This window comes from Erwinia sp. SLM-02 (assembly GCF_037450285.1).
Taxonomy (GTDB): Bacteria; Pseudomonadota; Gammaproteobacteria; order Enterobacterales; family Enterobacteriaceae; genus Erwinia.
The window spans coordinates 104,932-129,514 of sequence record NZ_JAQISN010000006.1; the positions used below are offsets into that span (position 1 = coordinate 104,932).

The window sequence follows — 24,583 nt, forward strand, 5'->3', positions numbered from 1 at the left end:
TCGTCTGTTTGCTACAGGAAGCTTAAGTATATCGCTTAATCATCACTGTTGGCAAAATCATCAATTGTTAAAAGTTGCGATGGCTCAAGCACATCGCGTTTAGCTGAGCAGCAGCCCAACGGCAAACAGCACGTTGATCAGCAGTGCCGTTTTGACCGTTCTCACCAGCAGCGGGCGCATCGCCATCGCGCTGGATTCATGCAGCACATAGCGCATCTGCTGCCACAGCAGCGGCACCGCCAGCAGGAACAGCCAGCCAAACGGGTGCGGATTATTCAGCAGCGTAAACAGCGCGAAGCAGGCTATCGCGCCGGTCAGCAGCAATACATGATAATGGCGCGCGCGCCGTGGCCCCAGGCGCACCGCCAGGGTGAATTTGCCGTTCAGGCGATCGTTTTCGATATCGCGCATGTTGTTGGCGTTCAGCACCGCGGTTGCCATCAGGCCGCAGCCGGTGGCCGGCATCAGCGGTAGCAGGTTCAGCTGGTGAGTCTGCAGATACCAGCTGCCGATGACGCCAAGCCAGCCGAAGAAGATCATCACCGATACATCGCCCAGGCCAAGGTAGCCGTAGGGTTTTCGACCCACCGTGTAGGCGATGGCGGCAACGATGGCCAGTGCGCCCAGCAGCAAAAAGCCCAGCATATCACTCAGCGTTTTGCAGGATCTTATCAGCAGCATAATGCCGCTCAGCATGGATAGCGCCACGGCAAGGGCCATCGCCATGCGCATCTGCTGCTGGGTTATCGCGCCTTTCTGCATGCCGCGCAGCGGGCCAATGCGTGCGGGCGTGTCGCTGCCTTTGATCGCGTCGCCATAGTCGTTTGCCAGATTTGAGAGGATTTGCAGCAGAACGGTGGTCAGCAGCGCCAGCAGCGCCGTGGTGAGATTGAACGATCCCTGCCACCATGCCAGCGCGCTGCCGGTAATAATCGATGCACAGGCCAGTGGAAGGGTGCGCGGACGCAAACTCTCAATCCATGCCTGTGGGTGACTGATTGGGGTAGCCAGCTGGCTGTTGTCGGTCATAGGCAGGCCTCTGCTTTGATGGGCGGATCCGGGAAAGCCGGATCAACGTTTATGAAGCAGTGTAAGGCGCTTAAGCCCGCCCGAAATTAACCCTGGTCAAGTTGGCTGAGAGTTTAGCCAAAAAAAACGGGGGCCAGTTTCCTGGCCCCCGTTAATGCGACAGCGTGCTGTCGTTACAGAATGAAGCGGCTGAGATCTTCGTCTGCAACCAGCTCATCCAGATGCTTGCTGACATAGTCGGCATCGATGGTGAAGGACTGACCGTTCAGATCGCTGGCGTCATAGGAGATTTCCTCCATCAGACGCTCCAGCACGGTATGCAGGCGGCGTGCACCAATGTTTTCAGCGGTTTCATTCACCTGCCAGGCGGCAGCGGCGATTTTGCTGATACCGTCTTCGGTAAAGTTGATGTCCACACCTTCCGTGCCCATCAGCGCTTTATACTGCACGGTGATTGAGGCGCTTGGCTCGGTCAGGATCCGCTCGAAGTCGTGTGTGGTTAACGCCTGCAGCTCAACGCGGATCGGCAGACGTCCCTGCAGTTCCGGGATCAGGTCTGACGGGCTGGCGACCTGGAAAGCACCGGAAGCGATAAACAGAATGTGATCGGTTTTCACCATCCCGTGCTTGGTCGAAACGGTACAGCCTTCCACCAGCGGCAGCAGATCGCGCTGTACGCCTTCACGAGAAACGTCAGGGCCGGATGACTCACCGCGCTTACAGACTTTATCGATCTCATCGATAAACACGATGCCGTGCTGCTCTACGGCTTCGATGGCATCCTGCTTCAGCTCTTCCGGGTTAACCAGCTTGGCGGCTTCTTCTTCCACCAGCAGCTTCATCGCTTCTTTGATTTTCAGCTTGCGCGGCTTCTGCTTCTGCCCACCGATATTCTGGAACATCGACTGCAGCTGGCTGGTCATCTCTTCCATGCCCGGAGGGGCCATGATTTCCACACCGGCAGAGACGGCGGCAAGATCGATTTCGATTTCTTTATCGTCAAGCTGGCCTTCACGCAGCTTCTTGCGGAACGACTGACGTGCGGCAGACGGTTCGGCAGGGGTTTCTGACTGGCCCCAGTTGTTCTTAGCCGGCGGGATCAGCACGTCAAGAATGCGGTCTTCCGCCATTTCTTCGGCGCGGTAGCGATTTTTTTCGATCGCCTGAGAGCGCACCATTTTAATCGCCGAGTCGGTCAGATCGCGGATGATTGAATCCACTTCTTTGCCTACGTAGCCCACTTCGGTGAACTTGGTCGCTTCAACTTTGATGAATGGCGCATTCGCCAGTTTTGCCAGGCGGCGGGCAATTTCGGTTTTACCGACGCCGGTTGGGCCAATCATCAGAATATTTTTTGGGGTAACTTCGTGGCGCAGCTCTTCGTCCAGCTGCATGCGACGCCAGCGGTTACGCAGGGCAATCGCCACGGCGCGCTTGGCGCCGTCCTGGCCGATGATGAATCTGTTCAGTTCGCTGACGATTTCGCGCGGGGTCATTTCGGACATAAATTGGGATCCTTACGCTTTAGACGCTAATTCTTCGATGGTGAGGTTGTGGTTGGTATAGATGCAGATATCACCTGCAATACCCAGCGCTTTTTCAACAATATCTCGCGCGCCGATGTCCGTGTTTTCCAGCAATGCACGGGCGGCTGCCTGCGCGTAAGGTCCACCTGAACCGATGGCAATCAAATCGTTTTCTGGCTGGATCACGTCACCGTTGCCGGTAATGATTAATGAAGCATTCTCATCGGCTACCGCCAGCAGAGCTTCCAGCTTGCGCAGCATACGGTCCGTACGCCAGTCTTTTGCCAGCTCAACGGCAGCCTTGACCAGGTGGCCCTGGTGCATTTCCAGTTTGCGCTCAAACAGTTCGAAAAGGGTAAAGGCATCTGCGGTACCGCCAGCAAAACCGGCAATGACTTTGTCATTGTAGAGACGACGCACTTTTTTAACGTTGCCTTTCATTACGGTATTACCGAGGGTAGCCTGGCCATCGCCGCCAATTACTACCTGGCCGTTGCGTCGTACACTTACTATTGTTGTCACGGGCGGACCCCTTGTTGCAGTTGGTGAGGTCCCCGCACTTTTTGTACGGGGGCACTGATGCAATCTGATATGGGGCGGCTTTTAGGGGTTTCAACCCCCAACGGCGAGAGGAATGCAATTTGCGTGGCCGGAACCCCGCAGATTTTTCAGCGCGCTGTCAGCGCCTGCACGGTTGCTGTATGGGCCAATCACCACGCGGTTCCAGCCGCCGCCGGTCGTAATGCGGCTTTCGAAACCTTCAAAGGCCAGCGCGGCACGAACGGATTCCGCCTGATCGGTCCCTTTGAAGGAGCCACACTGAACCATCCAGCGCTGCTGCTTCTCTTTTTCGACTTCTTTCGGCTTCGTTTCCGCTTTCGGCTGCGCGGCCACTTCCTGCTGACGCGCAGGTTCACGGGTGACCGTTACCGGCGCGGGTCGCTGCTGAGTCTGATTTTGCTGCTGCTGCGCCCGTTCAGCCTGCTGCGTTTGCTGCTGAGTCCGGGCCTGCTGATTCTGCTGCACCGGCGGGGTCTGCTGCGTTCTTACCGGCTGCTGGTATTGTTGCACCGGCTGGTTCTGCGGTGTTCTTACCGGCTGTTGCTGGACCTGCTGCGGCATCCGTGACTGCTGCTGTAGCTGGTTCTGGCGCTGAATCGTCTGCTGACGCTGAGCGGGCGTTTGCTCATTCCACGGGACTTCATTCAGCTGGGTTGGCTGCTGGCGCATATCGGCCTGCATCTGTTCGAGTAGCTGGCGCTGTTCGTTAGTCAGCTGCGTCTGCGTATGCGCTTCTCCGCCCGATGACGGTTCAGTTGGCGTAGGCACGCCAATCTGGCGATTCTCTAACTCTTTAATATAGCGCCAGCGTTCTTCGGGTTTAGGTGGCAGCCCGTTCCCGGTTGCTTTGTGATCGGTGATGACCGGCGTGTCTTCTTTTTTATGATGCGCAATAAACCACAGACCCCCCACAAAAATGACGAGGACTGCCACGGCCAGCACGGTCATGAATTTAGATACCCCTGAGCCACCGCTGCGCTTTTTACTGCGACTATTGGTCTTGCGACGCGTCCCTGCCGAACGCCCGCGGCCTACATAATCTTTTTGTGCCACTATCGTTCCGTTAATCATCAATGAAAGAAGGCCGGGTAAAATCGCGATGGTCACCCGGCTACAGCCCGTCATGTTACTTAAGGGTCGGAAGTTTGACCAGCAGCGATCTTACTAAGAATCCGCTGATTTTGCGCCAGGTCGCAGTTGGCGAAAATGCCCGTTACACAAGATGTTAATCTTCGTCGTGCAGTGAAGGCGCTGTGCTACCACGGATCTTCAACTCAAAATCCAGTAGACGGGAGCCAACATTTACCATCCGCCCCTGAAGCTGCTCCAGCAAGAGTAGCATCGCTTCCCGGCCGATGTTAAAACGCGGCTGGGCAACGGTGGTCAACTGCGGGTCACTGTAGCGTGATAACTCAATGTCATCAAAGCCAATGATCGACAGATCCTTCGGTATTTTCAGGCCCATATTTTTCGCCTGCGACATGGCACCCAGCGCCATAATGTCACTGTGGCAAAACAGGGCATCGGGTGGTTTTGGCAGCGACATCAGCTTTTTCATCGCCTGCGTTCCGGCGTCAAAGGTAAAATCACCGCGCACGATATACTGGGGATCCACACTGATGCCGTTGCGGCGCAGTGCCTGAATATAGCCCTGCAGACGATACTGACACAGTGGCATATCTTCCGGCCCGGCAATGCAGGCGATGCGGCGATGGCCCAGCTTTTGCAGATGATTGACGGCTTCAAATGCCGCGGTCAGATTGTCGATATGCACCGTCGGAAGCTCCAGCTCAGGTGCAAATTCGTTGGCCATGACCATGGGAGGAAGATTGCGCTGCTCTTCCAGTCCGGCTTCGAAAGGAAGCTGAGAGCCCAGCAGTACCATGCCGTCGATTTGACGCGTCAGCATCAAATTCAGGAATGATTTTTCCTGTTGATTCTGATGGGCACAGTCACCGATCAGGACCAGATAGCCCTGATCTGCGGCAATAACCTCGATTCCCCGAATGATTTCGCTGAAGAACGGGTCACAGATATCCGGCACGATGACCAGAATGGTGCGTGATTCACTGCGGCGGGCGCTGCGCGTCATGGAATGTGGGGAATAACCAACCGCAATAACCGCCTGTTCAACTTTACTACGTGTCGCGGCGGAGACCTTTTCCGGGTTCATCAGGGCGCGGGAGACCGTTGCCGTTGATACGCCTGCTTTTTCAGCTACGTCCTTCATGGTCGCTGCTGGTGTCTCTTGATTCTGCTCCAACGCTTTTCTCCTCACGCCAGCCGAAACTGACCTGACCGACGGGTGATAATGTTTTCTTTCCGGGGTGGCCCGCTTATCCCTTTGCTGGCCCTTGCGCATTTTTACAGATGCAGCGGACTGCTGTTACTTAATTTGCATAAAAAATGTGACTTGTGCGACTTTTTTCGATCGAGGCCGCAACTTTGACATGCAAACGTTTCCGTCTGCATCTTTAACCGGGTTCGACGATCGATGAACGATATCGGCGTTTTTAACCTTCAGCGGGATCGATATCCAGCGACCATTTGACTTTGCGCGACTGGGGCAGTGTGCCAACCAGCGGCAGGCTGGATTTGATCAGCCGCTGCAGCACCGCACGTGAAGGGTGCTGCAGCAGCAACTGCCAGCGATACCGGCCGCTGCGCTTGGCCTGCAGGGCCGGAACCGGCCCCATTACCCAGAAACTGTCGTCTTTCAGCGGGCTGGCTTCCAGCAGGTTGCGCAGCTGCTGGAGAAACAGGGAAGCCTGCTGATTATCATGATCGTCGGCGCGGAACAGCGCATGGCTGGTAAACGGCGGCAGGAAAACGCTTTTGCGCTCGCTCAGCGCCTGCTTAGCGAAGGCGTCATAGCCCTGCTTCAGCAGAGTTTGCAGCAAAGGGTGGTCAGGGTGATGGGTCTGCAGCATGACTTCGCCCTGTTTGCCTGCCCGACCTGCCCGTCCTGCCACCTGGGTGTAGAGTTGGGCGAAGCGTTCAGCGGAACGGAAATCGGCAGAGAACAGGGCACCATCGACGTCGAGTAGAGAAACCAGCGTGACGTCGGGGAAATGGTGCCCTTTAGCCAGCATCTGAGTACCTACAAGGATCCGTGCGCCGCCGCGATGCACTTCCGCCAGCTGCTGTTCCAGTGCGCCTTTGCGGCTGGTGGTATCCCGATCGATACGCGACAGCGGCACGCCGGGGAACAGCGTACTGAGATTATGCTCCAGCTGTTCCGTACCCAGCCCGACGGGCACCAGGTGCGTCGTTCCGCACTGGGGGCACTGATGGGGAATGGGCCGCTGACTGTCACAGTGGTGGCAGCGCAGCTGGCGCTGATTCTGATGCAGCGTGTAGTAACGGTCGCAGCGCTGGCATTCGGCAATCCATCCGCACTCGTGGCACAGCAGCGTTGGGGAAAAGCCTCTGCGGTTGAGGAACAACAGGACCTGATTATCGGCCTTTAAGTGCTCACCTATTTTCCTGATAAGCAGCGGAGATAATCCACCCTGAAGCTTCACGCCTTTCAGGTCTATCAGTAGTTGCGTGGCGCGCGTGGCGTTACCTGCACGTTTGCTGAGGCTGAGCAGGTGATATTTGCCTAACTGCACGTTGTGCAGCGTTTCCAGTGCCGGCGTGGCGGACCCCATCACCACCGGAATATCCTCCTGCCGGGCACGCAGCACCGACAGATCGCGGGCGTGATAGCGCCAGCCCTCCTGCTGTTTATATGAGCCGTCGTGTTCTTCATCAATAATGATGGCACCCAGCCGGGCAAAGGGGGTGAACAGCGACGAGCGCGTCCCGATAACAATCGCCGTTTCGCCACTGCGGGCGCGCAGCCAAACGGCAAGGCGCTCACTGTCGTTCAGCCCGGAGTGCAGCACGTCCACCGGCGCGTTAAAACGTTCACGAAAACGGGCAATTGTCTGTGGCGTCAGGCCAATTTCCGGTACCAGCACCAGCGCCTGGCGCCCGTTGGCCAGAATATTCTCCAGCACGCTGAGATAAACTTCGGTTTTGCCCGAACCGGTGATCCCGTCCAGAAGCCAGGCGGAAAAGCGATCGTCTGCACTGCGGATTGCGCCTACCGCCGTGGCTTGTTCGGTGTTCAGCCGCAGGCGCTCACCGCTGACGGCAAAAGTCTTGCGCCAGTCCTGCATTGCGCGGGTTACCGCGTGAAGTTCGCACAGTCCCTTAGCCCTCAGCGCCTGCAGCGTCGCCTCGGTGATATCGTGCTGGCTGACCTCATGGCGGTAAAGCGGGCGCTGGCGAAGCGCGGCGAGAGCCTGCTGCTGTTTTGGTGCGCGCTTCAGGCTTTCCGGCGGCGTGGCGCGGCCCTGCTCGGTGATTGCCCACTGCCAGAGCGGTGCCTCCTCCGCAGCTTTCCCCTGGCGCAACAGGACCGGCATGGCGTGAAACAGCACTTCTCCCAGCGGGTAGTGATAATAGTCCGCTGCCCAGAGCAGGATGTGCCACAGGGAAGGGGGGAAGAGGGAGGCGCTGTCCAGCACCTCATGCACGCTTTTCAACTGGTCCAGCGGATAGTCGCTCTGTTCGCCAATGCTGACCACCACGCCAATCGCTTTACGTTTGCCGAAAGGCACGCTGACGCGGCCACCGGGAACGGCATGGCTGAGGTGGGCAGGCAACAAATAGTCAAAGTTGCGGGCAAGTGGAACGGGCAGTGCGACCTGAACAACGGGCATGGCTTCATCCGGGTGAAAAGCAGGGCCATTTAGTGTACACTGTGTCGTTCGCAATGTGCGGATCCGATTGCAGCAGGCGGTTAATTTCTGTATAATTCGCCGCCGTTGATACGGTATTTTGTATCGCGATGCCCACAACCTTCGAGGTTGGGGTATATCACCTGACTATTAATCTTCGTGTGGTGCCGGTGCAGGAAAAATTCCTGGCGCGGGAGAGCGACACGGCCTTAACTGAGGTTTCCCATGAAAAAAGGTATTCACCCAAATTACGTTGAAATTACTGCTAAATGTTCTTGCGGTAACGAAATCAAAACTCGTTCTACTACGGGTCGCGATCTGAACCTGGACGTTTGTGGCGAATGTCACCCGTTCTATACTGGCAAGCAGCGTGATGTTGCTACCGGTGGACGTGTTGACCGCTTCAACAAGCGTTTCAGCATCCCTGGCAGCAAATAAGCAGCCGGTCAGAAACGGTCAACGTTTCGGATGCACGAACAAAAAAACCAGCTCCGGCTGGTTTTTTTGTCTCTGAAATCAGGAGCCCGTAGCGTATTTCAGCACGTCACCCTGCCAGCCTTTTTGCGCATAGTTCTGCAGATGATCGATGCGTTTTACCGGCTGACCCGCCGAGAAGTTAATTTCTTGCAGTTTCACCATCACCTCTGATGGCGCAAAGACCGATTTAAAGTGGTATTCGCCGTGGCTGAGGTCGGCAATGGTCGTCCAGTAGGTCGACGTGCCTTTATTCTCCTGCGGGAATTTCGAATATTTCGCATAGGCATCGGTGATCGATTTCACCATCGGATCGCTGGCGTCCGGGTAGTTAATCGGGAATGCGGCGTTGTTAACCACCGACAAAATGAAGCCCTGGGCCTGCGCTTTGTTATCCGGCTGCGGAATATTTTTCACGCCGATGCTGGTGCGAACAAAACGGTCTTCCGCGCTCTGCGTGCCGGGAATGTGGTTCTCGTCGATGCCCTGATATTTCTTCAGGTTTTCCAGCTGGCGATCGTATGACGGTGGATTGGTCATCACGCGATAGTCAGGGTTGTGGTAAATGTTGACCTTACCGTTGTCGATTTCAATGATTGCCGAGTCGCCCGTGACGTCCTCCAGCGCGATGTGCTTTGTATCCGACGCGTAATCAATCGGCAGCTTTTTGGCCACCAGACGCACATCCTGTAACCCTTTCACCGCCTCATCAACCGTGGCGAAATTGTCCAGCAGATAGCTGAGCCATGCGCGGCTGTCCAGCTCGGGCTTGTCCTGGTTGCCCGCCTGTACCTGCTTACCGTTGGTGTAGTATTGCGTGTGCCCGGCCAGCCCTTTCTCGTTCATGCCATCCATTGGAAAAACCCCATCGGCGTAAATGACTACACTGCCATAGCGTGTTTCCCACTGTTTCGCGCCGGGTCCATCACTGCCGGTATGCTTAATGCCTTTCGGGGTGATGACCAGGGAAGGATCGACCGGGCCGAAGAAATCAAGATTACGGGCGCTGACCATATAGCCGGGGTAGGTATTTAAAAACGCGCGGGTACAGGCGCTGGCGCTACCGATTGTTGCGATGGTCAGGGAGGCACCCATGGCGACAGCCACCAGGCTGGATAATGTTTTATTCATCTTATTTCTCCTTTTGCTAACTGACGGCCAGCATAGTCAGAATGCTTAAAAGGAAAGAGTCAGTGACTGAGGGAATTTCCCCCACGGTGTTTTTTATGCAGGGAGCTTATGGCCATTAATTTTTCTCTGGCGCAAATCGAAGCGTTTGCCTGCGTGGTTGAGTCCGGCAGCATTACGCACGCCGCTAAGCGGATGAACAAAGACCGCACAACCGTCAGCGAGCTGCTGGATTACCTGGAACTGGATCTGGGCTACGCTCTGTTCGACCGCCACTGCCGGCCGTTTGCTCTGACCGAGCGCGGTAGCCTGCTCTATCGTCGGGCGCGGCTGTTTTTGAACGAGGCCCAGGCGTTCAGCTATCTGGCCATGCAGCAGCAGAAGCAGCCGCCGCAAACGCTGACGCTCAGCTACGATATTTTTACGCCCCGCGCGCTGCTGGCCACGCTGGCTGAGGAATGCCGTCAGCAGGGGGTACAGCTGAATCTCTGCTACCAGGATCGCCAGGATGCCGAGCAGGCGCTGCAGAAAAGTGAAATTGATATCGGTATCTATCAGGCGGTGAACAAATCGGTGAGCGAGCGCTTTAAGTGGCGCGCGGTGGGCAGCATCGAGATGGGGGTTTATGCCAGCCCTGCACTGTTCGAACATCGGCCCGTGAGTCAGCTGTCGCTGGCGGCCTGTAATCAGCTGATCCCGAATAAGGCTCTGGAAGAGCACCTGGCGCGTCGCCTGCAGATCGCCGATCGCGTGCAGTTTGTGAATGATGCCATGCTGCTGGAATCTCTACTGGAGAAGGGCGCAGGCTGGGCTTTTCTGCCCGTCCACGTGATGGCGGGAAGGCAAAGTCAGATTGAGCGGATTGAAACCGAAATGGGCAGCAGCGGGATAGTGCATACGATGGTAGCAATCTGGCAGCCGGGGCAGGCCGGGCACCCGATTTTGAATCAGGTGCTCGACCGAATAACCGAGCTGTTTGCGGCGAATTAATACTCCCAGGTGTCGGGATCGACGCCCATTTCGCGCATAATTGCTTTTGCTTCTTCAGGGATCTCGTCGCTACGTTCCTTACGCAGATCCACATCATCAGGCAGAGGCTGACCGGTGAAGGCATGCAGGAATGCTTCACACAGCAGTTCGCTGTTGGTGGCATGACGCAGGTTATTCACCTGGCGACGGGTGCGTTCGTCGGTCAAAATTTTAAGAACTTTCAACGGAATAGATACCGTGATTTTCTTAACCTGCTCGCTCTTCTTACCGTGTTCAGCGTAAGGGCTGATATATTCGCCGTTCCATTCAGCCATGGGTTACCTTAGTCATAATCAATATTTAAATGAGAAATGCCGAAATTCGGCCAATTATGCCCGAAGTTGGTGTCCATCACACTGCGATAACACAACTTTCTGTAGGGGATATCGGCATAATTTTAGCGGTTATTGGCTCATTGCTCAATCTATACGCAAAGACATTTAGATGTCCAGATGTATTGACGTCTATAGCGGCCCTGTTTACTCTATAGCCCTTCAACTTCTTCAGCAGGAATTTATGCACCATGACGCGTAAACAGGCAACCATCGCAGTACGCAGCGGATTGAATGATGACGAGCAATATGGCTGCGTTGTCCCACCGATTCACCTTTCCAGCACCTATAACTTTCTTGATTTCAACGAGCCGCGCGCTCACGACTACTCACGCCGCGGGAATCCGACCCGTGATGTGGTACAGCGTGCGCTGGCCGAGCTGGAAGGCGGCGTGGGTGCCGTACTGACCAATACCGGTATGGCCGCGGTTCATCTGGTGTGTACCGTATTCCTCAAGCCTGGCGATCTGCTGGTGGCTCCGCACGACTGTTACGGCGGCAGCTATCGCCTGTTTGACAGCCTGAGCAAACGCGGTGCCTATCGCGTGAAGTTTGTCGATCAGGGGGATGAGGCTGCACTGCAGGCTGCGCTGGCTGAGAAGCCGAAGCTGGTGCTGATTGAAAGCCCGAGCAACCCGCTGCTGCGCGTGGTGGATATTGCCGCGATCTGCCAGGCAGCGAAAGAAGCCGGGGCGATCAGCGTGGTGGATAACACCTTCCTCAGCCCGGCGTTGCAGAACCCGCTGGCGCTGGGGGCGGACCTGGTGCTCCATTCCTGTACCAAATACCTCAACGGCCACTCTGACGTGGTTGCCGGTGCAGTGATTTCAAAAGATCCACAGCATGCGACCGAACTGGCATGGTGGGCGAATAATATTGGCGTGACCGGTGCGGCGTTCGATAGTTACCTGCTGCTGCGCGGTCTGCGTACGCTCAACCCACGCATCGCCGCGGCCCAGCGCAATGCGCTGGCAATTGTTGAGTATCTGAAACAACAACCGCTGGTGAAAAAGTTGTATCATCCTTCTCTGCCGGAAAACGCAGGACATCAGTTTGCGGTGAAGCAGCAGAAAGGCTTTGGTGCGATGTTAAGCTTTGAGTTTGATGGCGATGAAGCAACGCTGCGTCGTTTCCTTAAAGCGCTGGAGCTGTTTACCCTGGCGGAATCGCTGGGCGGCGTGGAAAGCCTGATATCGCATACTGCCACGATGACGCATGCCGGCATGTCGGCAGAAGCCCGTGCCGCGGCAGGTATCTCTGAGACGCTGCTGCGCATTTCGGTGGGGATTGAGGATCACGAAGATTTAATCGCCGATCTGGATAATGCATTCCAGATTGCGGCCAAGAGGTAAGCATGAGTTATTCAGCAGTGGCAGAGGTGGGCAGTTCACGGCAGTTGCACAAATTTGGTGGCAGTAGCCTGGCGGATGCCAAATGCTATCAGCGCGTTGCCGGTATTATGGCGGAGTACAGCCAGCCGGGCGATCTGATGGTCGTTTCTGCGGCAGGAAGCACCACTAACCAGTTGATCAGCTGGCTCAAGCTGAGTCAGACCGATCGGCTGTCTGCGCATCAGGTTCAGCAGGCTCTGCGTCGCTATCAGAGCGAACTGATTGGCAGCCTGTTGCCGCCGGAAACCGCTGACCCGCTCATTGCTGAATTTATTCACGACCTGGAAAAACTGGCCGCCCTGCTGGACGGTCCGCTGAGCGATATCGTGTATGCGGAAGTGGTCGGGCACGGTGAAATCTGGTCAGCCCGGCTGATGTCGGCGGTGCTGAAGCAGCGCGATATTGATGCCAGCTGGCTGGACGCACGCGATTTCCTGCGCGCCGAACGTGCTGCGCAGCCGCAGGTGGATGAAGGTAAGTCCCTGCTGCTGCTTCAGCAGCTGATCGCCCAGCGGCCTTCTCAGCGTCTGGTGGTCACCGGATTTATCTGTGCGAACGATGCCGGAGAAACGGTGCTGCTGGGGCGTAACGGCAGTGACTATTCGGCCACCCAGATTGGTTCGCTGGCCGGCGTGTCGCGCGTGACGATCTGGAGCGACGTGGCCGGCGTCTACAGCGCCGACCCGCGCAAAGTGAAAGATGCCTGTCTGCTACCGCTGCTGCGTCTGGATGAAGCCAGCGAACTGGCGCGCCTGGCCGCACCGGTATTGCACACGCGTACACTGCAGCCGGTATCCAACAGCGATATCGATTTGCAGCTGCGCTGCAGCTACCAGCCTGAACAGGGCTCAACCCGCATTGAACGCGTTCTGGCCTCCGGGACCGGGGCGCGCATTGTGACCAGTCATGATGACGTTTGCCTGATTGAATTTAACGTTCCGCCTCACCATGACTTCGCCACGCTGCATAAAGAAATCGACCAGCTGTTGAAGCGTGCCCAGCTGCGTCCGCTGGCCACGGGCGTTCATGCCGACCGTAACCTGCTGCAGCTGTGCTACACCTCGGAAGTGGTCAACAGCGCGCTGACGCTGCTGCAGGATGCGGCGCTGCCGGGTCGACTCCAGCTGCGGGAAGGGATGGCACTGGTGGCGATGGTCGGTGCCGGCGTCTGCCGTAATCCGCTGCACAGCCACCGTTTCTGGCAGCAGATGAAGGATCAGCCGGTCGAGTTTATCTGGCAGTCGGAAGAGGGAATTAGCCTGGTGGCGGTGCTGCGCGTCGGCCCTACCGAGCATTTGATCCGCGGCCTGCATAAAACGCTGTTCCGTGCGGAGAAGCGCATCGGGCTGGTGCTGTTTGGTAAAGGGAATATCGGTTCGCGCTGGCTGGAGCTGTTCGCCCGCGAGCAGGAGACGATCTCCGCCCGTACCGGTTTTGAATTTATTCTGGCTGGCGTGGTGGACAGCCGCCGCAGCCTGCTGAGCTACGATGGTCTGGAAGCCAGCCGCGCGCTGGCGTTCTTCGAAGAGGAAGCGGTAGAGCAGGATCAGGAATCGTTGTTCCTCTGGATGCGGGCGCACCCGTTTGACGACCTGGTAGTGCTGGACGTGACCGCGAGTGAATCGCTGGCCGCACAGTATCTGGATTTCGCCAGCTACGGTTTCCATGTGATTGGTGCAAATAAAGTCGCAGGCGCATCAAGCAGCGACGCCTATCGTCAAATTCGCGATGCCTTTGCAAAAACCGGCCGTCAGTGGCTGTACAACGCCACCGTGGGGGCCGGGCTGCCGGTGAACCATACGGTGCGCGATCTGCGTGAAAGCGGCGACAGTATCCTTGCGATCAGCGGCATCTTCTCCGGCACGCTCTCCTGGCTGTTCCTGCAGTTTGACGGCACGGTGCCGTTTACCGAGCTGGTGGACCAGGCGTGGCAGCAGGGATTAACGGAACCGGATCCGCGCGTCGATCTGTCCGGCCAGGACGTGATGCGCAAGCTGGTCATTCTGGCGCGTGAAGCCGGCTACGACATCGAACCGGATCAGGTTCGCGTCGAGTCGCTGGTTCCGGCGGGCTGCCAGGCAGGCTCCGTTGACCATTTCTTTGAGAATGGCGATGACCTCAACGAACAGATGCTGCAACGCTATGAAGCGGCGCAGGAGATGGGGCTGGTGCTGCGCTACGTGGCGCGTTTTGACGCCAATGGCAAAGCCCGCGTTGGCGTTGAGGCGGTTCGTGCCGATCATCCACTGGCCGCGCTGCTGCCGTGCGATAACGTCTTCGCCATTGAAAGCCGCTGGTATCGCGATAACCCGCTGGTTATCCGCGGTCCCGGAGCCGGTCGTGACGTCACCGCCGGGGCGATTCAGTCGGATCTGAACCGTCTGGCGCAGCTGCTGTAGTGTTTACAGCGGGCTGATGGCTGATTGTCATCAGAACGTTCTGTTTAATGAAAGAGCTCAGGCAGGCATGGATGCCTGCGAAGCAGGAAGGGTGAAATCTCCTGTTATTCAGCCGAATTGATCCGCTCAATATCACTTCCGATCGCATCATGAATTTCCCTCATCTTCGTTGAGTATTTGTCACGGCAGGTCATCATTTAACTGTTGACTGAATGTACAATTTCCGTCATTTTGAATGTCTGGACGTCTAAATGGATAGACGTTTAACGGCGGCAGCAGAATCAACAGCGATCGATGAGGTAACGGGTATGAGTTTTTTCCATGCAAATCAGCGCGAAGCACTGAACCAGAGTCTGGCCGAGATTAACGGGCAGATTAACGTCTCCTTTGAGTTCTTCCCGCCGCGCACCGCTGAAATGGAAAATACCCTCTGGAGCTCTATCGATCGACTGAGCAGCCTGAAGCCGAAGTTTGTCTCCGTGACTTACGGGGCGAACTCCGGCGAGCGCGACCGCACCCACAGCATCATTAAAGGCATCAAGGATCGTACCGGTCTGGAAGCGGCCCCGCATCTGACCTGTGTCGATGCCACCCGTGATGAGCTGCGTACCATCGCGCAGGATTACTGGAATAACGGTATCCGCCACATCGTTGCCCTGCGTGGCGATTTGCCTCCGGGCAGCGGCAAGCCTGAAATGTACGGGGCTGACCTGGTGGCGCTGCTGAAAGAAGTGGGAGATTTTGATATTTCCGTGGCGGCCTACCCGGAAGTGCATCCTGAAGCGAAAAGCGCTCAGGCTGACCTGATCAACCTGAAGCGTAAAATCGATGCCGGTGCGAACCGGGCGATTACTCAGTTCTTCTTTGATGTGGAAAGCTATCTGCGTTTTCGTGACCGCTGCGTGTCAACCGGGATTGATGTTGAGATTGTGCCGGGTATTCTGCCGGTATCTAACTTTAAACAGCTGCAGCGTTTTGCCACCATGACTAACGTGCGCGTGCCGGGCTGGATGACCAGCATGTTTGAAGGGCTGGATGATGATGCCGAAACCCGCAAAATGGTGGGTGCCAACATCGCGATGGATATGGTGAAAATCCTCAGCCGTGAAGGGGTGAAAGATTTCCACTTCTACACGCTGAACCGCGCGGAGATGAGTTACGCGATCTGCCATACGCTGGGCGTTCGTCCCGGTGCGAATGCCTGCGTGGGCTGATACGCCCGCCGGGCCTGTATCTGCAAAAAAAAACAGGACGCTCAGCGTCCTGTTTTCATATCGGCGATACATCAGAGCGGGCGGGTATCCCCGCCCTGGCAAACTAGCCGGTGTTACGCATGCCTGCCGCCACGCCGGCGATAGTGACCATCAGCGCCTGTTCAACGTGAGCATCTACCTCACCACCGTTGGCTTCCTGCTGGCGTGAGCGGTGCAGCAACTCTGCCTGCAGCACGTTCAGCGGGTCGGTATAGACGTTACGCAGCGCGATAGATTCAGCAATCCACGGCTGGTCGGCCATCAGATGCGAGTCGTTGGCGATGGTCAGTACCGCTTTAATATCGGAATCCAGCTGGTCACGCAGCTGTTTGCCCAGCGGCCACAGGGATTCGTCCACCAGACGCTGATCGTAGTATTCCGCCAGCCAGAGGTCCGCTTTAGAGAACACCATCTCCAGCATGCCAAGGCGGGTCGAGAAGAACGGCCAGTCGCGGCACATGGTTTCCAGCTGTTCCTGATGACCTTCTTCCATCGCCTTTTGCAGACCGGCACCGGCACCCAGCCAGGCTGGCAGCATCAGACGGTTCTGCGTCCAGGCAAAGATCCACGGAATAGCCCGCAGCGACTCTACGCCACCGGTCGGGCGACGTTTAGCCGGGCGTGAACCCAGCGGCAGTTTACCCAGCTCCAGCTCCGGCGTCGCCGAGCGGAAGTAAGGCACGAAGTCAGCGTGCTCGCGCACGTAGCCGCGGTACATTTTACAGGACACATCAGAGAGCTGGTCCATGATGCTGCGCCATTCGGCTTTTGGCTCCGGCGGTGGCTGCAGGTTCGCTTCAAGAATTGCACCGGTGTACAGCGACAGGCTGCTGATGGTGACTTCCGGCAGACCAAACTTAAAGCGGATCATCTCGCCCTGTTCGGTAACGCGCAGGCCGCCTTTCAGGCTGCCCGGAGGCTGAGACAGCAGGGCAGCGTGCGCAGGCGCACCGCCACGGCCGATACTGCCGCCGCGTCCGTGGAACAGCGTCAGGGTAATCCCGGCTTTCTCACAGGTTTTAATCAGGGCGTCCTGGGCCTGGTACTGTGCCCAGCTGGCGGCCATCACACCCGCGTCTTTGGCGGAGTCTGAATAGCCAATCATCACCATCTGTTTGCCCTGAATAATGCCGCGATACCAGTCGATATTCAGCAGCTGGCTCATGACGTCGTTGGCGTTGTTCAGGTCGTCCAGGGTTTCAAACAGCGGAGCAACCGGCAGGGTGTAAGAGATACCGGCTTCTTTCAACAGCAGGTGGACGGCCAGCACGTCCGACGGCGTTTTCGCCATCGAAATAACGTAAGCAGCAATCGAGCCTTTCGGCACATCGGCGGCCACGCGGCAGGTATCCAGCACTTCTTTGGTGTCGGCGCTTGGCTCCCAGTTACGCGGCAGCAGCGGACGTTTGGAATTCAGTTCGCGGATCAGGAAGGCCTGTTTGTCGGATTCTGACCAGCTTTCGTAGTCGCCAAGGCCCAGGTAGCGGGTGATTTCAGCGATCGCTTCGGTATGGCGGGTGCTTTCCTGACGCAGGTCGATACGCACCAGCGGAACGCCAAAGCACTTCACGCGGCGCATGGTGTCCAGCAACTGACCGTTCGCGATAATGCCCATTCCGCAGGCCTGCAGTGACTGGTAGCAGGTGTGCAGCGGTTCCCACAGCTGATCGTTGGAGATCAGTAAGTCTGCCGGGCGCGGTAAACGCTCGCCCTTCAGACGGCGCGCCAGGTAGGCCTGGGTGCTGGTCAGCTGGCTGCGAAGATTTTTCATAATCTCGCGGTACGGCTCCAGCGCGTCCGGATTGCCGCACAGTTCGCGTACTTCCGGCGTACATTCGGACATCGACAGCTCGGAGATCAGTACGGCGATATCACGCAGGAACAGGTCGGTGGCTTTCCAGCGGCTCAGCTGCAGCACGTGGCGGGTAATGTCGGCGGTGACGTTCGGGTTGCCGTCACGGTCACCGCCCATCCAGGAGGTGAACTGCACCGGCACGAAGTCAACCGGCAGGGTGTAGCCGAAGGACTCTTCAACCTGCTCGTTTAATTCGCGCAGGAAATGGGGAACCCCTTCCCACAGGCTGTTTTCAACCACCGCAAAGCCCCATTTGGCTTCGTCAATCGGTGACGGGCGGTATTTACGGATTTCATCGGTATGCCAGGCCTGGGCAACCAGCTGGCGCAGACGACGCATGATTTTCGAGCGGTCATAGTCAGAAAGATCGTTGTGATCCAGCTGCTTAAGGCAGTTGTTCACCTCAACCAGCTTGTGGATCAGCGTACGGCGGGTGATTTCCGTCGGGTGCGCGGTCAGAACTAATTCCAGCGACAGGGATTCAATCGCCTCGCGAATGTTAGCTTCGGTCAGGTCCGGCTGCTGCTTCAGGCGTTCGAAGGTTTTCGCCAGCATTTCCGGATGGTTTGCCCCTTCGCCCTTTGGCGAAATGGTGTGGTACTGCTCGGCAACGTTGGTCAGATTCAGGAACTGACTGAACGCGCGCGCGACAGGCAGCAACTCATCGTTGGACAGATTTTGCAGCGTTGATAACAGCTCCTGACGGTGGGCATCATTTCCCGCACGTGATGACTTAGAGAGCTTACGGATAGTTTCCACCCGATCGAGAATGTTCTCTCCCAGTGCATCCTTGATGGTATCCCCGAGCAGCTTGCCGAGCATACTGACATTACTTCGCATTGCGGAATATTGTTCGTTCATATGACCCCTGACACCCTCTTTCTTGTACTTGTAACTTTATTTCACCCTTGTGGGTATAACTCAGCCTTTTATCTAGCCACGTTAATAACCATTCGTCAATTGACTTAAATTTGCCGGATCGTGCCGCTAAATAACGAGAATTTATGAAATTTAATTACACCGGAGCGAGATAAGTTATTCTTATCGTCCCGAATAATCGAAATCAGAGGCAAACAGCTGTTTTCGCAGTCGATTGCCCCAATTCTTGCCTTAGTGATAGCAAAAATGATGTACGACCTGAGCGATCAATTCACGGGTCGGTTTGATAAACGCCGTATCGATATATTCATCCGGCTGGTGTGCCTGGTTAATCGAACCCGGGCCCAGAACCAGCGTCGGGCAGATTTCCTGGATAAATGGCGCTTCGGTGCAGTAGTTCACCACTTCGGTTTCAGTACCGAGCAGTTTTTCCACCACCTGCACCAGCTGATGTTCACGCGGGCACTCGTAGCCCGGGATCGGCGGATGCAGTTCCCCCACCGTCAGGCGGCCCGGCCAGCGCGCGCTCACCGGCGCAAGGGCTTCATTCAGCAGGCCGTCGAGCTCGCTCAGCGTCAGCCCCGGCAGCGGGCGAATATCCATATGCAGCTCACAGCAGGCGCAAATGCGGTTAGCCGCGTCGCCGCCGTTGATGTGGCCGAGGTTCATCGTCGGGTAAGGAATGGCGAAGCCGCTGTGGTTGTAGCGCGTTTTCAGCGTGTTACGCAGCTCCAACAGCTGCGTGATGGATTCGTGCATCAGCTCAATGGCGTTAACGCCGCGTGCGGGATCGCTGGAGTGGCCGGACTGGCCCTGAATGCGAATCACGTTTGAGATGTGGCCTTTGTGAGCGCGCACCGGCTTCAGCGACGTTGGCTCACCGATAATCGCGCAGTCAGGGCGCAGGCTGGTGGTTTCAGAGAAGAACTTGGCACCGGCCATGGTGGTTTCTTCATCCGCCGTGGCCAGAATATACAGCGGTTTTTTCAGCGCGGACACATCAACTTCACGCAGCGTATCTAAGATGAAGGCAAAGAAGCCTTTCATGTCGGCGGTGCCCAGCCCGTACAGTTTGTTGTCGTGTTCGGTCAGGGTAAACGGGTCGCGCGTCCAGCGGCCATCGTCGAACGGGACGGTGTCCGTATGGCCGGCCAGCAGCAGTCCGCCTGCACCGAGGCCACTTTTGGCTAACATATTGAATTTATTACGCGTGCCGGGAACGGGCTGAACTTCTACAGTGAAGCCAAGATCGCGGAACCAGCCCGCAAGTAAATTGATTAAAGTTTCATTACTCTGATCGAGCGCGCTGTCGGTGGCGCTGATTGATGGCGTAGCAATCAGCTGGCGGTATATCTCAATAAAAGGTGGTAATTTTGTCTTCACTGTTGACAGTCCTTGAGTTAGGATAGTATCAATATTCATGCAGTAATAGTGAATAAAAATACATTATCGACGTGCGGATGGAAACCGATAATTTTTCCACCATTTGGCTTGGACAGCCAAAGTGAACATAACCGCATTCTGCAACGTAGTCACATATTTAAAGCGAGTTACTCTCTGATGACCAATCCGTTAATTATCAAACTGGGTGGTGTGCTGCTGGATAGTGAAGAGGCGCTGGAGCGTCTGTTCGATGCGCTGGTGAGCTATCGCGCTGCCCATTCGCGTCAGTTGCTGATTGTGCACGGCGGCGGCTGCCTGGTGGATGAATTGATGAGCAAGCTGTCCCTGCCGGTGAAAAAGAAAAATGGCCTGCGCGTGACCCCTGCCGATCAGATCGACATCATCACCGGTGCGCTGGCCGGTACCGCCAATAAAACTTTGCTGGCCTGGTCGAAAAAACACGGTATTGATGCCGTTGGCCTGTGTCTGGGCGACGGCGGAAGTGTTAATGTTGCTCAGTTTGATGAAGAACTTGGTCATGTGGGACAGGCTACCCCGGGTTCACCGGTGCTGATTACTACGCTGCTGGGCGCAGGTTTCCTGCCGGTTGTCAGCTCAATCGGCATCACCCAGGATGGCCTGCTGATGAACGTCAATGCCGACCAGGCAGCGACGGCGCTGGCCGCGACGCTGGGTGCCGATCTGATTCTGCTCTCCGACGTGAGCGGGATCCTCGATGCCAATAAGCAGCGAATTGAAGAGATGACGGCTGAAAAAGCCGAGCAGCTGATCGCCGACGGGGTGATTACCGATGGAATGATCGTCAAGGTGAATGCCGCGCTGGATGCCGCCCGTACCCTGGGCCGCCCGGTGGACATCGCCAGCTGGCGTCATGCTGAACAGCTGCCAACCTTATTTAACGGCGTGTCCATTGGCACCCGTATCCTCGCTTAATTAGAAACGTTTTCAAGGAATCATCATGCAAGACAAAAGCATCAAAAAAATCGTACTGGCTTACTCCGGCGGTCTGGATACTTCGGCGATCATTCCATGGCTGAAAGAGAACTACGGCGGCTGTGAAGTGGTGGCTTTCGTGGCGGATATCGGCCAGGAGCGTAAAGATCTGGAAGGCGTTGAGCAGAAAGCGCTGCAGTCCGGTGCGTCTGAGTGCCACGTGGTTGACCTGCGTGAAGAGTTCATCAGCGAATACGTTTACCCGGTACTGCAGACCGGTGCTCTGTACGAAGGCACCTACCTGCTGGGTACCTCTATGGCGCGTCCAATCATTGCTAAAGCGCAGGTTGAGCTGGCGCTGAAAGTGGGCGCAGACGCGCTGTGCCACGGTGCGACCGGTAAAGGTAACGACCAGGTCCGTTTCGAAACCACCTACACCGCGCTGGCTCCACAGCTGAAAGTGGTTGCGCCATGGCGTGAGTGGAACCTGCGTTCCCGTGAAGCGCTGCTGGACTACCTGAAAGAGCGCAATATCCCGACCACCGCGTCGCTGGAAAAAATCTACAGTCGTGATGAAAACGCATGGCACATCTCTACCGAAGGCGGCGTGCTGGAAAGCCCGTGGAACGCACCGAACAAAGATTGCTGGGTGTGGACCGTCGATCCGCTGGAAGCGCCGGACCAGCCTGAGCAGGTCACGATTGTTGTTGAGAAAGGTCGCGTGGTGGCGGTTAACGGTGAAGCGTTAACGCCGTTCGGCTGCCTGGACAAACTGAATGCGATCGGTGCTCGTCACGGCGTAGGCCGTATCGATATCGTTGAAAACCGTCTGGTCGGTATTAAGTCTCGCGGCTGCTACGAAACCCCAGGCGGAACCATCATGGTTAACGCGCTGCGTGCCGTTGAGCAGCTGGTTCTGGACCGCGACAGCTTCAAGTGGCGTGAGCAGCTGGGCCTGGAAATGTCCTACGTTGTTTACGATGGTCGCTGGTTCGCACCGCTGCGTAAATCTCTGCAGGCATCCGCAGAAGCGCTGGCGGAAGAAGTGAACGGCGAAGTGGTGCTGCAGCTGTACAAAGGCCAGGTGACCGCGATTCAGAAGAAATCGGCCAACAGCCTGTACTCTGAAGAGTTCGCCACCTTCGGCGAAGACGAAGTGTACGATCACCGTCACGCGGGCGGCTTTATCCGTCTGTTCTCCCTCTCTTCACGCATCCGCGCGCTGAACGAGAAAAAGTAATCTGTTGCGGTGGGCGAGGCGTGCCTCGTCCCCTGCAAGATTTCCCAGGGGCGGCACCCGTGCCGCCTCTTGCATAATTTCTGAATGGAGTACTGAGCATGGCACTTTGGGGTGGACGGTTTACGCAGGCAGCAGATCAACGTTTCAAACTGTTTAATGACTCACTGCGCTTCGACTATCGTCTGGCAGAACAGGACATTACCGGTTCCGTTGCCTGGTCCAAAGCGCTGGTGACGGTCAATGTATTAACCGCAGAAGAGCAGCAGCAGCTGGAAAGCGCGCTGAATGTTCTGCTGGAAGAAGTGCGCGCGAATCCGCAGCAGATTGTGGAAAGCGACGCCGAAGATATTCACAGCTGGGTGGAAGGCAAACTGATCGATAAGGTCGGCGCGCTGGGTAAAAAACTCCACACCGGCCGTAGCCGTAACGATCAGGTCGCAACCGACCTGAAGCTGTGGTGCAAACTACAGGTCAGTGAACTGCTGGCCGCGACTCGCCAGTTCCAGCAGGCGCTGGTGGCCACCGCCGAAGCGAATCAGGACGCGGTGATGCCGGGTTATACCCACCTGCAGCGTGCGCAGCCGGTGACCTTTGCGCACTGGTGCCTGGCCTACGTTGAGATGCTGGCCCGCGACGAAAGCCGTCTGCAGGATACGCTGAAGCGTCTGGACGTCAGCCCGCTGGGCTGTGGTGCGCTTGCGGGGACCGCCTATGAGATCGACCGCGAGCAGCTGGCGGGCTGGTTAGGCTTTGCCTCCGCCACCCGTAACAGCCTGGACACCGTATCCGATCGCGACCACGTGCTGGAACTGATGTCCGATGCGTCGATCGGTATGATCCATCTGTCGCGCTTTGCTGAAGATCTGATCTTCTTCAATACCGGCGAAGCGGGCTTCGTTGAGCTGTCCGACCGCGTGACGTCCGGCTCTTCGCTGATGCCGCAGAAGAAAAACCCGGATGCGCTGGAGCTGATCCGTGGCAAAGTGGGCCGCGTACAGGGCGCACTGACCGCCATGAGCATGACGCTGAAAGGCCTGCCGCTGGCGTACAACAAAGACATGCAGGAAGATAAAGAAGGTCTGTTTGACGCGCTGGATACCTGGTACGACTGCCTGCACATGGCGACGCTGGTGCTGGATGGCATCCAGGTAAAACGTCCGCGTTGCCAGGAGGCAGCAGAGCAGGGCTATGCGAACTCAACCGAGCTGGCGGATTATCTGGTCGCGAAAGGCGTACCGTTCCGCGAAGCGCACCATATCGTTGGTGAAGCGGTAGTGGAAGCCATCAATCAGGGCGTGGCGCTGGAAGCGCTGGCGCTTGCCGACCTGCAGAAGTTCAGCAGCGTGATTGGCGATGACGTTTATCCGGTGCTGTCGCTGCAGTCCTGCCTGGATAAGCGTAATGCGAAAGGTGGCGTGTCCCCGCATCAGGTTTCGCTGGCAATTACCGAAGCGAAACAGCGTCTGGGCTGATAATAATCGGCGCTTAACCGCTGCTTTATCACGTCAACGGATGAGAAAGCCGCTGCCCTGTAGGGTAGCGGCTTTTTTTTGCTGGCTCGCTGGGTGTTGAAAGAAGGCGCCTGTAATGAAAGGCGTTTTCAGACGGCTTCACCCGGACACTCAGGCGGCAAAAAACTTCTCTAAGTCATCGCTGCCGCCGATATGACGGCCGCCAATAAAGACCTGCGGTACGGTGGCACGGCCGGTCATGGCGCGCAGGCTGACGGTGGTCGCATCCTGCCCCAGCACGATTTCTTCATACTGGATACCGCGATCCAGCAGCATCTGCTTGGCTTTGGTGCAGAACGGGCAGCCTGGCTTGGTGAACAGCGATACGGACTCCTGGATTTTGAATTCCGGTGCCACATAGCGCAGCATGGTATCGGCATCAGACACTTCAAACGGGTCGCCCGGCTTGTTTGGCTCAACGAACATTTTGACCACCACGCCGTTGCGTACCAGCATGGAGTAACGCCATGAGCGCGGACCGAAGCCAAGGTCGGCTTTCTCTACCAGCATTTCCATTCCGCGGGTGAAATCACCGTTGCCGTCAGGAATAAACTGGATGTGATCGGCATGCTGATCGGCTTTCCACGCGTTCATCACGAAGGTGTCGTTAACGGACACGCAGAGAATGCTGTCCACGCCGTGGCTTTTGAAGACGCCGGCCAGTTCGTTATAGCGTGGCAGGTGACTGGACGAACAGGTTGGGGTAAATGCACCGGGCAGGGAGAAGACGATCACCGTTTTGTCTTTGAACAGCTCATCAGTCGTGACATCAACCCAGCTGTCGCCCTGACGCGTGTGAAAAGTGACCTGCGGGATGGATTTACCTTCCTGACTTGCAAACATAAAAAGACCTCACGAGTAGATTATTAGTTGTGCTGTTGGTGCACGGACACATTATTGTGATCCAGG

19 protein-coding genes are annotated in these 24,583 nt (G+C 56.7%); 8 read left to right on the forward strand and 11 right to left on the reverse strand.

Annotated features, from left to right (window positions below; genetic code table 11):
* Positions 1–99: 99 nt before the first annotated feature.
* The 6 genes from PGH32_RS23560 to priA all read right to left on the reverse strand — a co-directional run bounded on the left by PGH32_RS23560 (position 100) and on the right by priA (position 7,828).
* On the reverse strand, positions 100–1,029 hold the full coding sequence (locus PGH32_RS23560) for a 1,4-dihydroxy-2-naphthoate polyprenyltransferase (protein ID WP_314425660.1): 930 nt from the start codon (positions 1,027–1,029) through the stop codon (positions 100–102).
* Between the two features lie 173 nt (positions 1,030–1,202).
* Positions 1,203–2,534, reverse strand: a complete 1,332-nt coding sequence (hslU, locus tag PGH32_RS23565) for an HslU--HslV peptidase ATPase subunit (protein ID WP_314425658.1) — start codon at positions 2,532–2,534, stop codon at positions 1,203–1,205.
* Positions 2,535–2,546: 12 nt separating this feature from the next.
* A complete protein-coding gene (gene hslV / locus PGH32_RS23570; RefSeq protein WP_105594491.1) occupies positions 2,547–3,077 on the reverse strand; it encodes an ATP-dependent protease subunit HslV in 531 nt (176 codons plus the stop codon).
* A 90-nt stretch (positions 3,078–3,167) separates the two neighbouring features.
* Positions 3,168–4,169 (reverse strand): cell division protein FtsN, encoded by a 1,002-nt coding sequence (gene ftsN, locus PGH32_RS23575; RefSeq protein ID WP_337895349.1) that lies wholly within the window; start codon positions 4,167–4,169, stop codon positions 3,168–3,170.
* A gap of 172 nt (positions 4,170–4,341) precedes the next feature.
* Entirely contained in the window at positions 4,342–5,379 is a 1,038-nt protein-coding gene (gene cytR / locus PGH32_RS23580) for a DNA-binding transcriptional regulator CytR (protein ID WP_314425653.1), read from the reverse strand.
* A gap of 250 nt (positions 5,380–5,629) precedes the next feature.
* Positions 5,630–7,828, reverse strand: coding sequence for a primosomal protein N' (gene priA / locus PGH32_RS23585; RefSeq protein WP_314425650.1), 2,199 nt, complete (start codon positions 7,826–7,828; stop codon positions 5,630–5,632).
* Positions 7,829–8,071: 243 nt separating this feature from the next.
* Between priA and rpmE the strand changes: the two genes are divergently transcribed.
* Positions 8,072–8,284: a 50S ribosomal protein L31 gene (rpmE, locus tag PGH32_RS23590; protein ID WP_105594495.1), complete on the forward strand. Its 213-nt coding sequence runs from the start codon at positions 8,072–8,074 to the stop codon at positions 8,282–8,284.
* Positions 8,285–8,362: 78 nt separating this feature from the next.
* On the opposite strand, the gene PGH32_RS23595 is transcribed toward rpmE, so the two are convergent.
* Positions 8,363–9,451, reverse strand: coding sequence for a linear amide C-N hydrolase (locus PGH32_RS23595; protein ID WP_337895350.1), 1,089 nt, complete (start codon positions 9,449–9,451; stop codon positions 8,363–8,365).
* Positions 9,452–9,559: 108 nt separating this feature from the next.
* Between PGH32_RS23595 and PGH32_RS23600 the strand changes: the two genes are divergently transcribed.
* Positions 9,560–10,438 (forward strand): LysR family transcriptional regulator, encoded by an 879-nt coding sequence (locus tag PGH32_RS23600; RefSeq protein WP_314425643.1) that lies wholly within the window; start codon positions 9,560–9,562, stop codon positions 10,436–10,438.
* Here the strand turns inward: PGH32_RS23600 and metJ are convergent.
* Complete coding sequence (gene metJ, locus PGH32_RS23605; RefSeq protein ID WP_013200201.1) at positions 10,435–10,752, reverse strand: met regulon transcriptional regulator MetJ; 318 nt, start codon at positions 10,750–10,752, stop codon at positions 10,435–10,437. The genes PGH32_RS23600 and metJ overlap by 4 nt on opposite strands.
* A gap of 248 nt (positions 10,753–11,000) precedes the next feature.
* Between metJ and metB the strand changes: the two genes are divergently transcribed.
* The 3 genes from metB (at position 11,001) to metF (ending at position 15,813) form a co-directional block, all read left to right on the forward strand.
* A complete protein-coding gene (gene metB, locus PGH32_RS23610; RefSeq protein ID WP_337895351.1) occupies positions 11,001–12,161 on the forward strand; it encodes a cystathionine gamma-synthase in 1,161 nt (386 codons plus the stop codon).
* Between the two features lie 2 nt (positions 12,162–12,163).
* Positions 12,164–14,599, forward strand: coding sequence for a bifunctional aspartate kinase/homoserine dehydrogenase II (locus tag PGH32_RS23615; RefSeq protein ID WP_337895352.1), 2,436 nt, complete (start codon positions 12,164–12,166; stop codon positions 14,597–14,599).
* Between the two features lie 308 nt (positions 14,600–14,907).
* The gene (metF, locus tag PGH32_RS23620) at positions 14,908–15,813 is read left to right on the forward strand and encodes a methylenetetrahydrofolate reductase (RefSeq protein ID WP_314425891.1); all 906 of its coding nucleotides are present in this window, start codon (positions 14,908–14,910) and stop codon (positions 15,811–15,813) included.
* Positions 15,814–15,916: 103 nt separating this feature from the next.
* Here metF and ppc read toward each other — a convergent pair whose 3' ends face one another.
* A complete protein-coding gene (gene ppc, locus PGH32_RS23625; protein ID WP_314425632.1) occupies positions 15,917–18,568 on the reverse strand; it encodes a phosphoenolpyruvate carboxylase in 2,652 nt (883 codons plus the stop codon).
* 249 nt (positions 18,569–18,817) lie between these two features.
* Positions 18,818–19,969 carry an acetylornithine deacetylase gene (gene argE / locus PGH32_RS23630; protein ID WP_337895353.1) on the reverse strand — a complete coding sequence of 384 codons (1,152 nt, stop codon included), beginning with the start codon at positions 19,967–19,969 and terminating at the stop codon, positions 18,818–18,820.
* 177 nt (positions 19,970–20,146) lie between these two features.
* Between argE and argB the strand changes: the two genes are divergently transcribed.
* From argB to argH, 3 genes are all read left to right on the forward strand, one after another.
* Entirely contained in the window at positions 20,147–20,923 is a 777-nt protein-coding gene (argB, locus tag PGH32_RS23635; RefSeq protein ID WP_337895354.1) for an acetylglutamate kinase, read from the forward strand.
* A 25-nt stretch (positions 20,924–20,948) separates the two neighbouring features.
* Positions 20,949–22,163, forward strand: a complete 1,215-nt coding sequence (locus PGH32_RS23640; protein WP_123337577.1) for an argininosuccinate synthase — start codon at positions 20,949–20,951, stop codon at positions 22,161–22,163.
* Between the two features lie 98 nt (positions 22,164–22,261).
* Positions 22,262–23,635, forward strand: a complete 1,374-nt coding sequence (gene argH / locus PGH32_RS23645; protein ID WP_314425626.1) for an argininosuccinate lyase — start codon at positions 22,262–22,264, stop codon at positions 23,633–23,635.
* 150 nt (positions 23,636–23,785) lie between these two features.
* Here argH and PGH32_RS23650 read toward each other — a convergent pair whose 3' ends face one another.
* Positions 23,786–24,517, reverse strand: coding sequence for a redoxin family protein (locus PGH32_RS23650; RefSeq protein ID WP_314425624.1), 732 nt, complete (start codon positions 24,515–24,517; stop codon positions 23,786–23,788).
* Between the last annotated feature and the right edge of the window lie 66 nt (positions 24,518–24,583).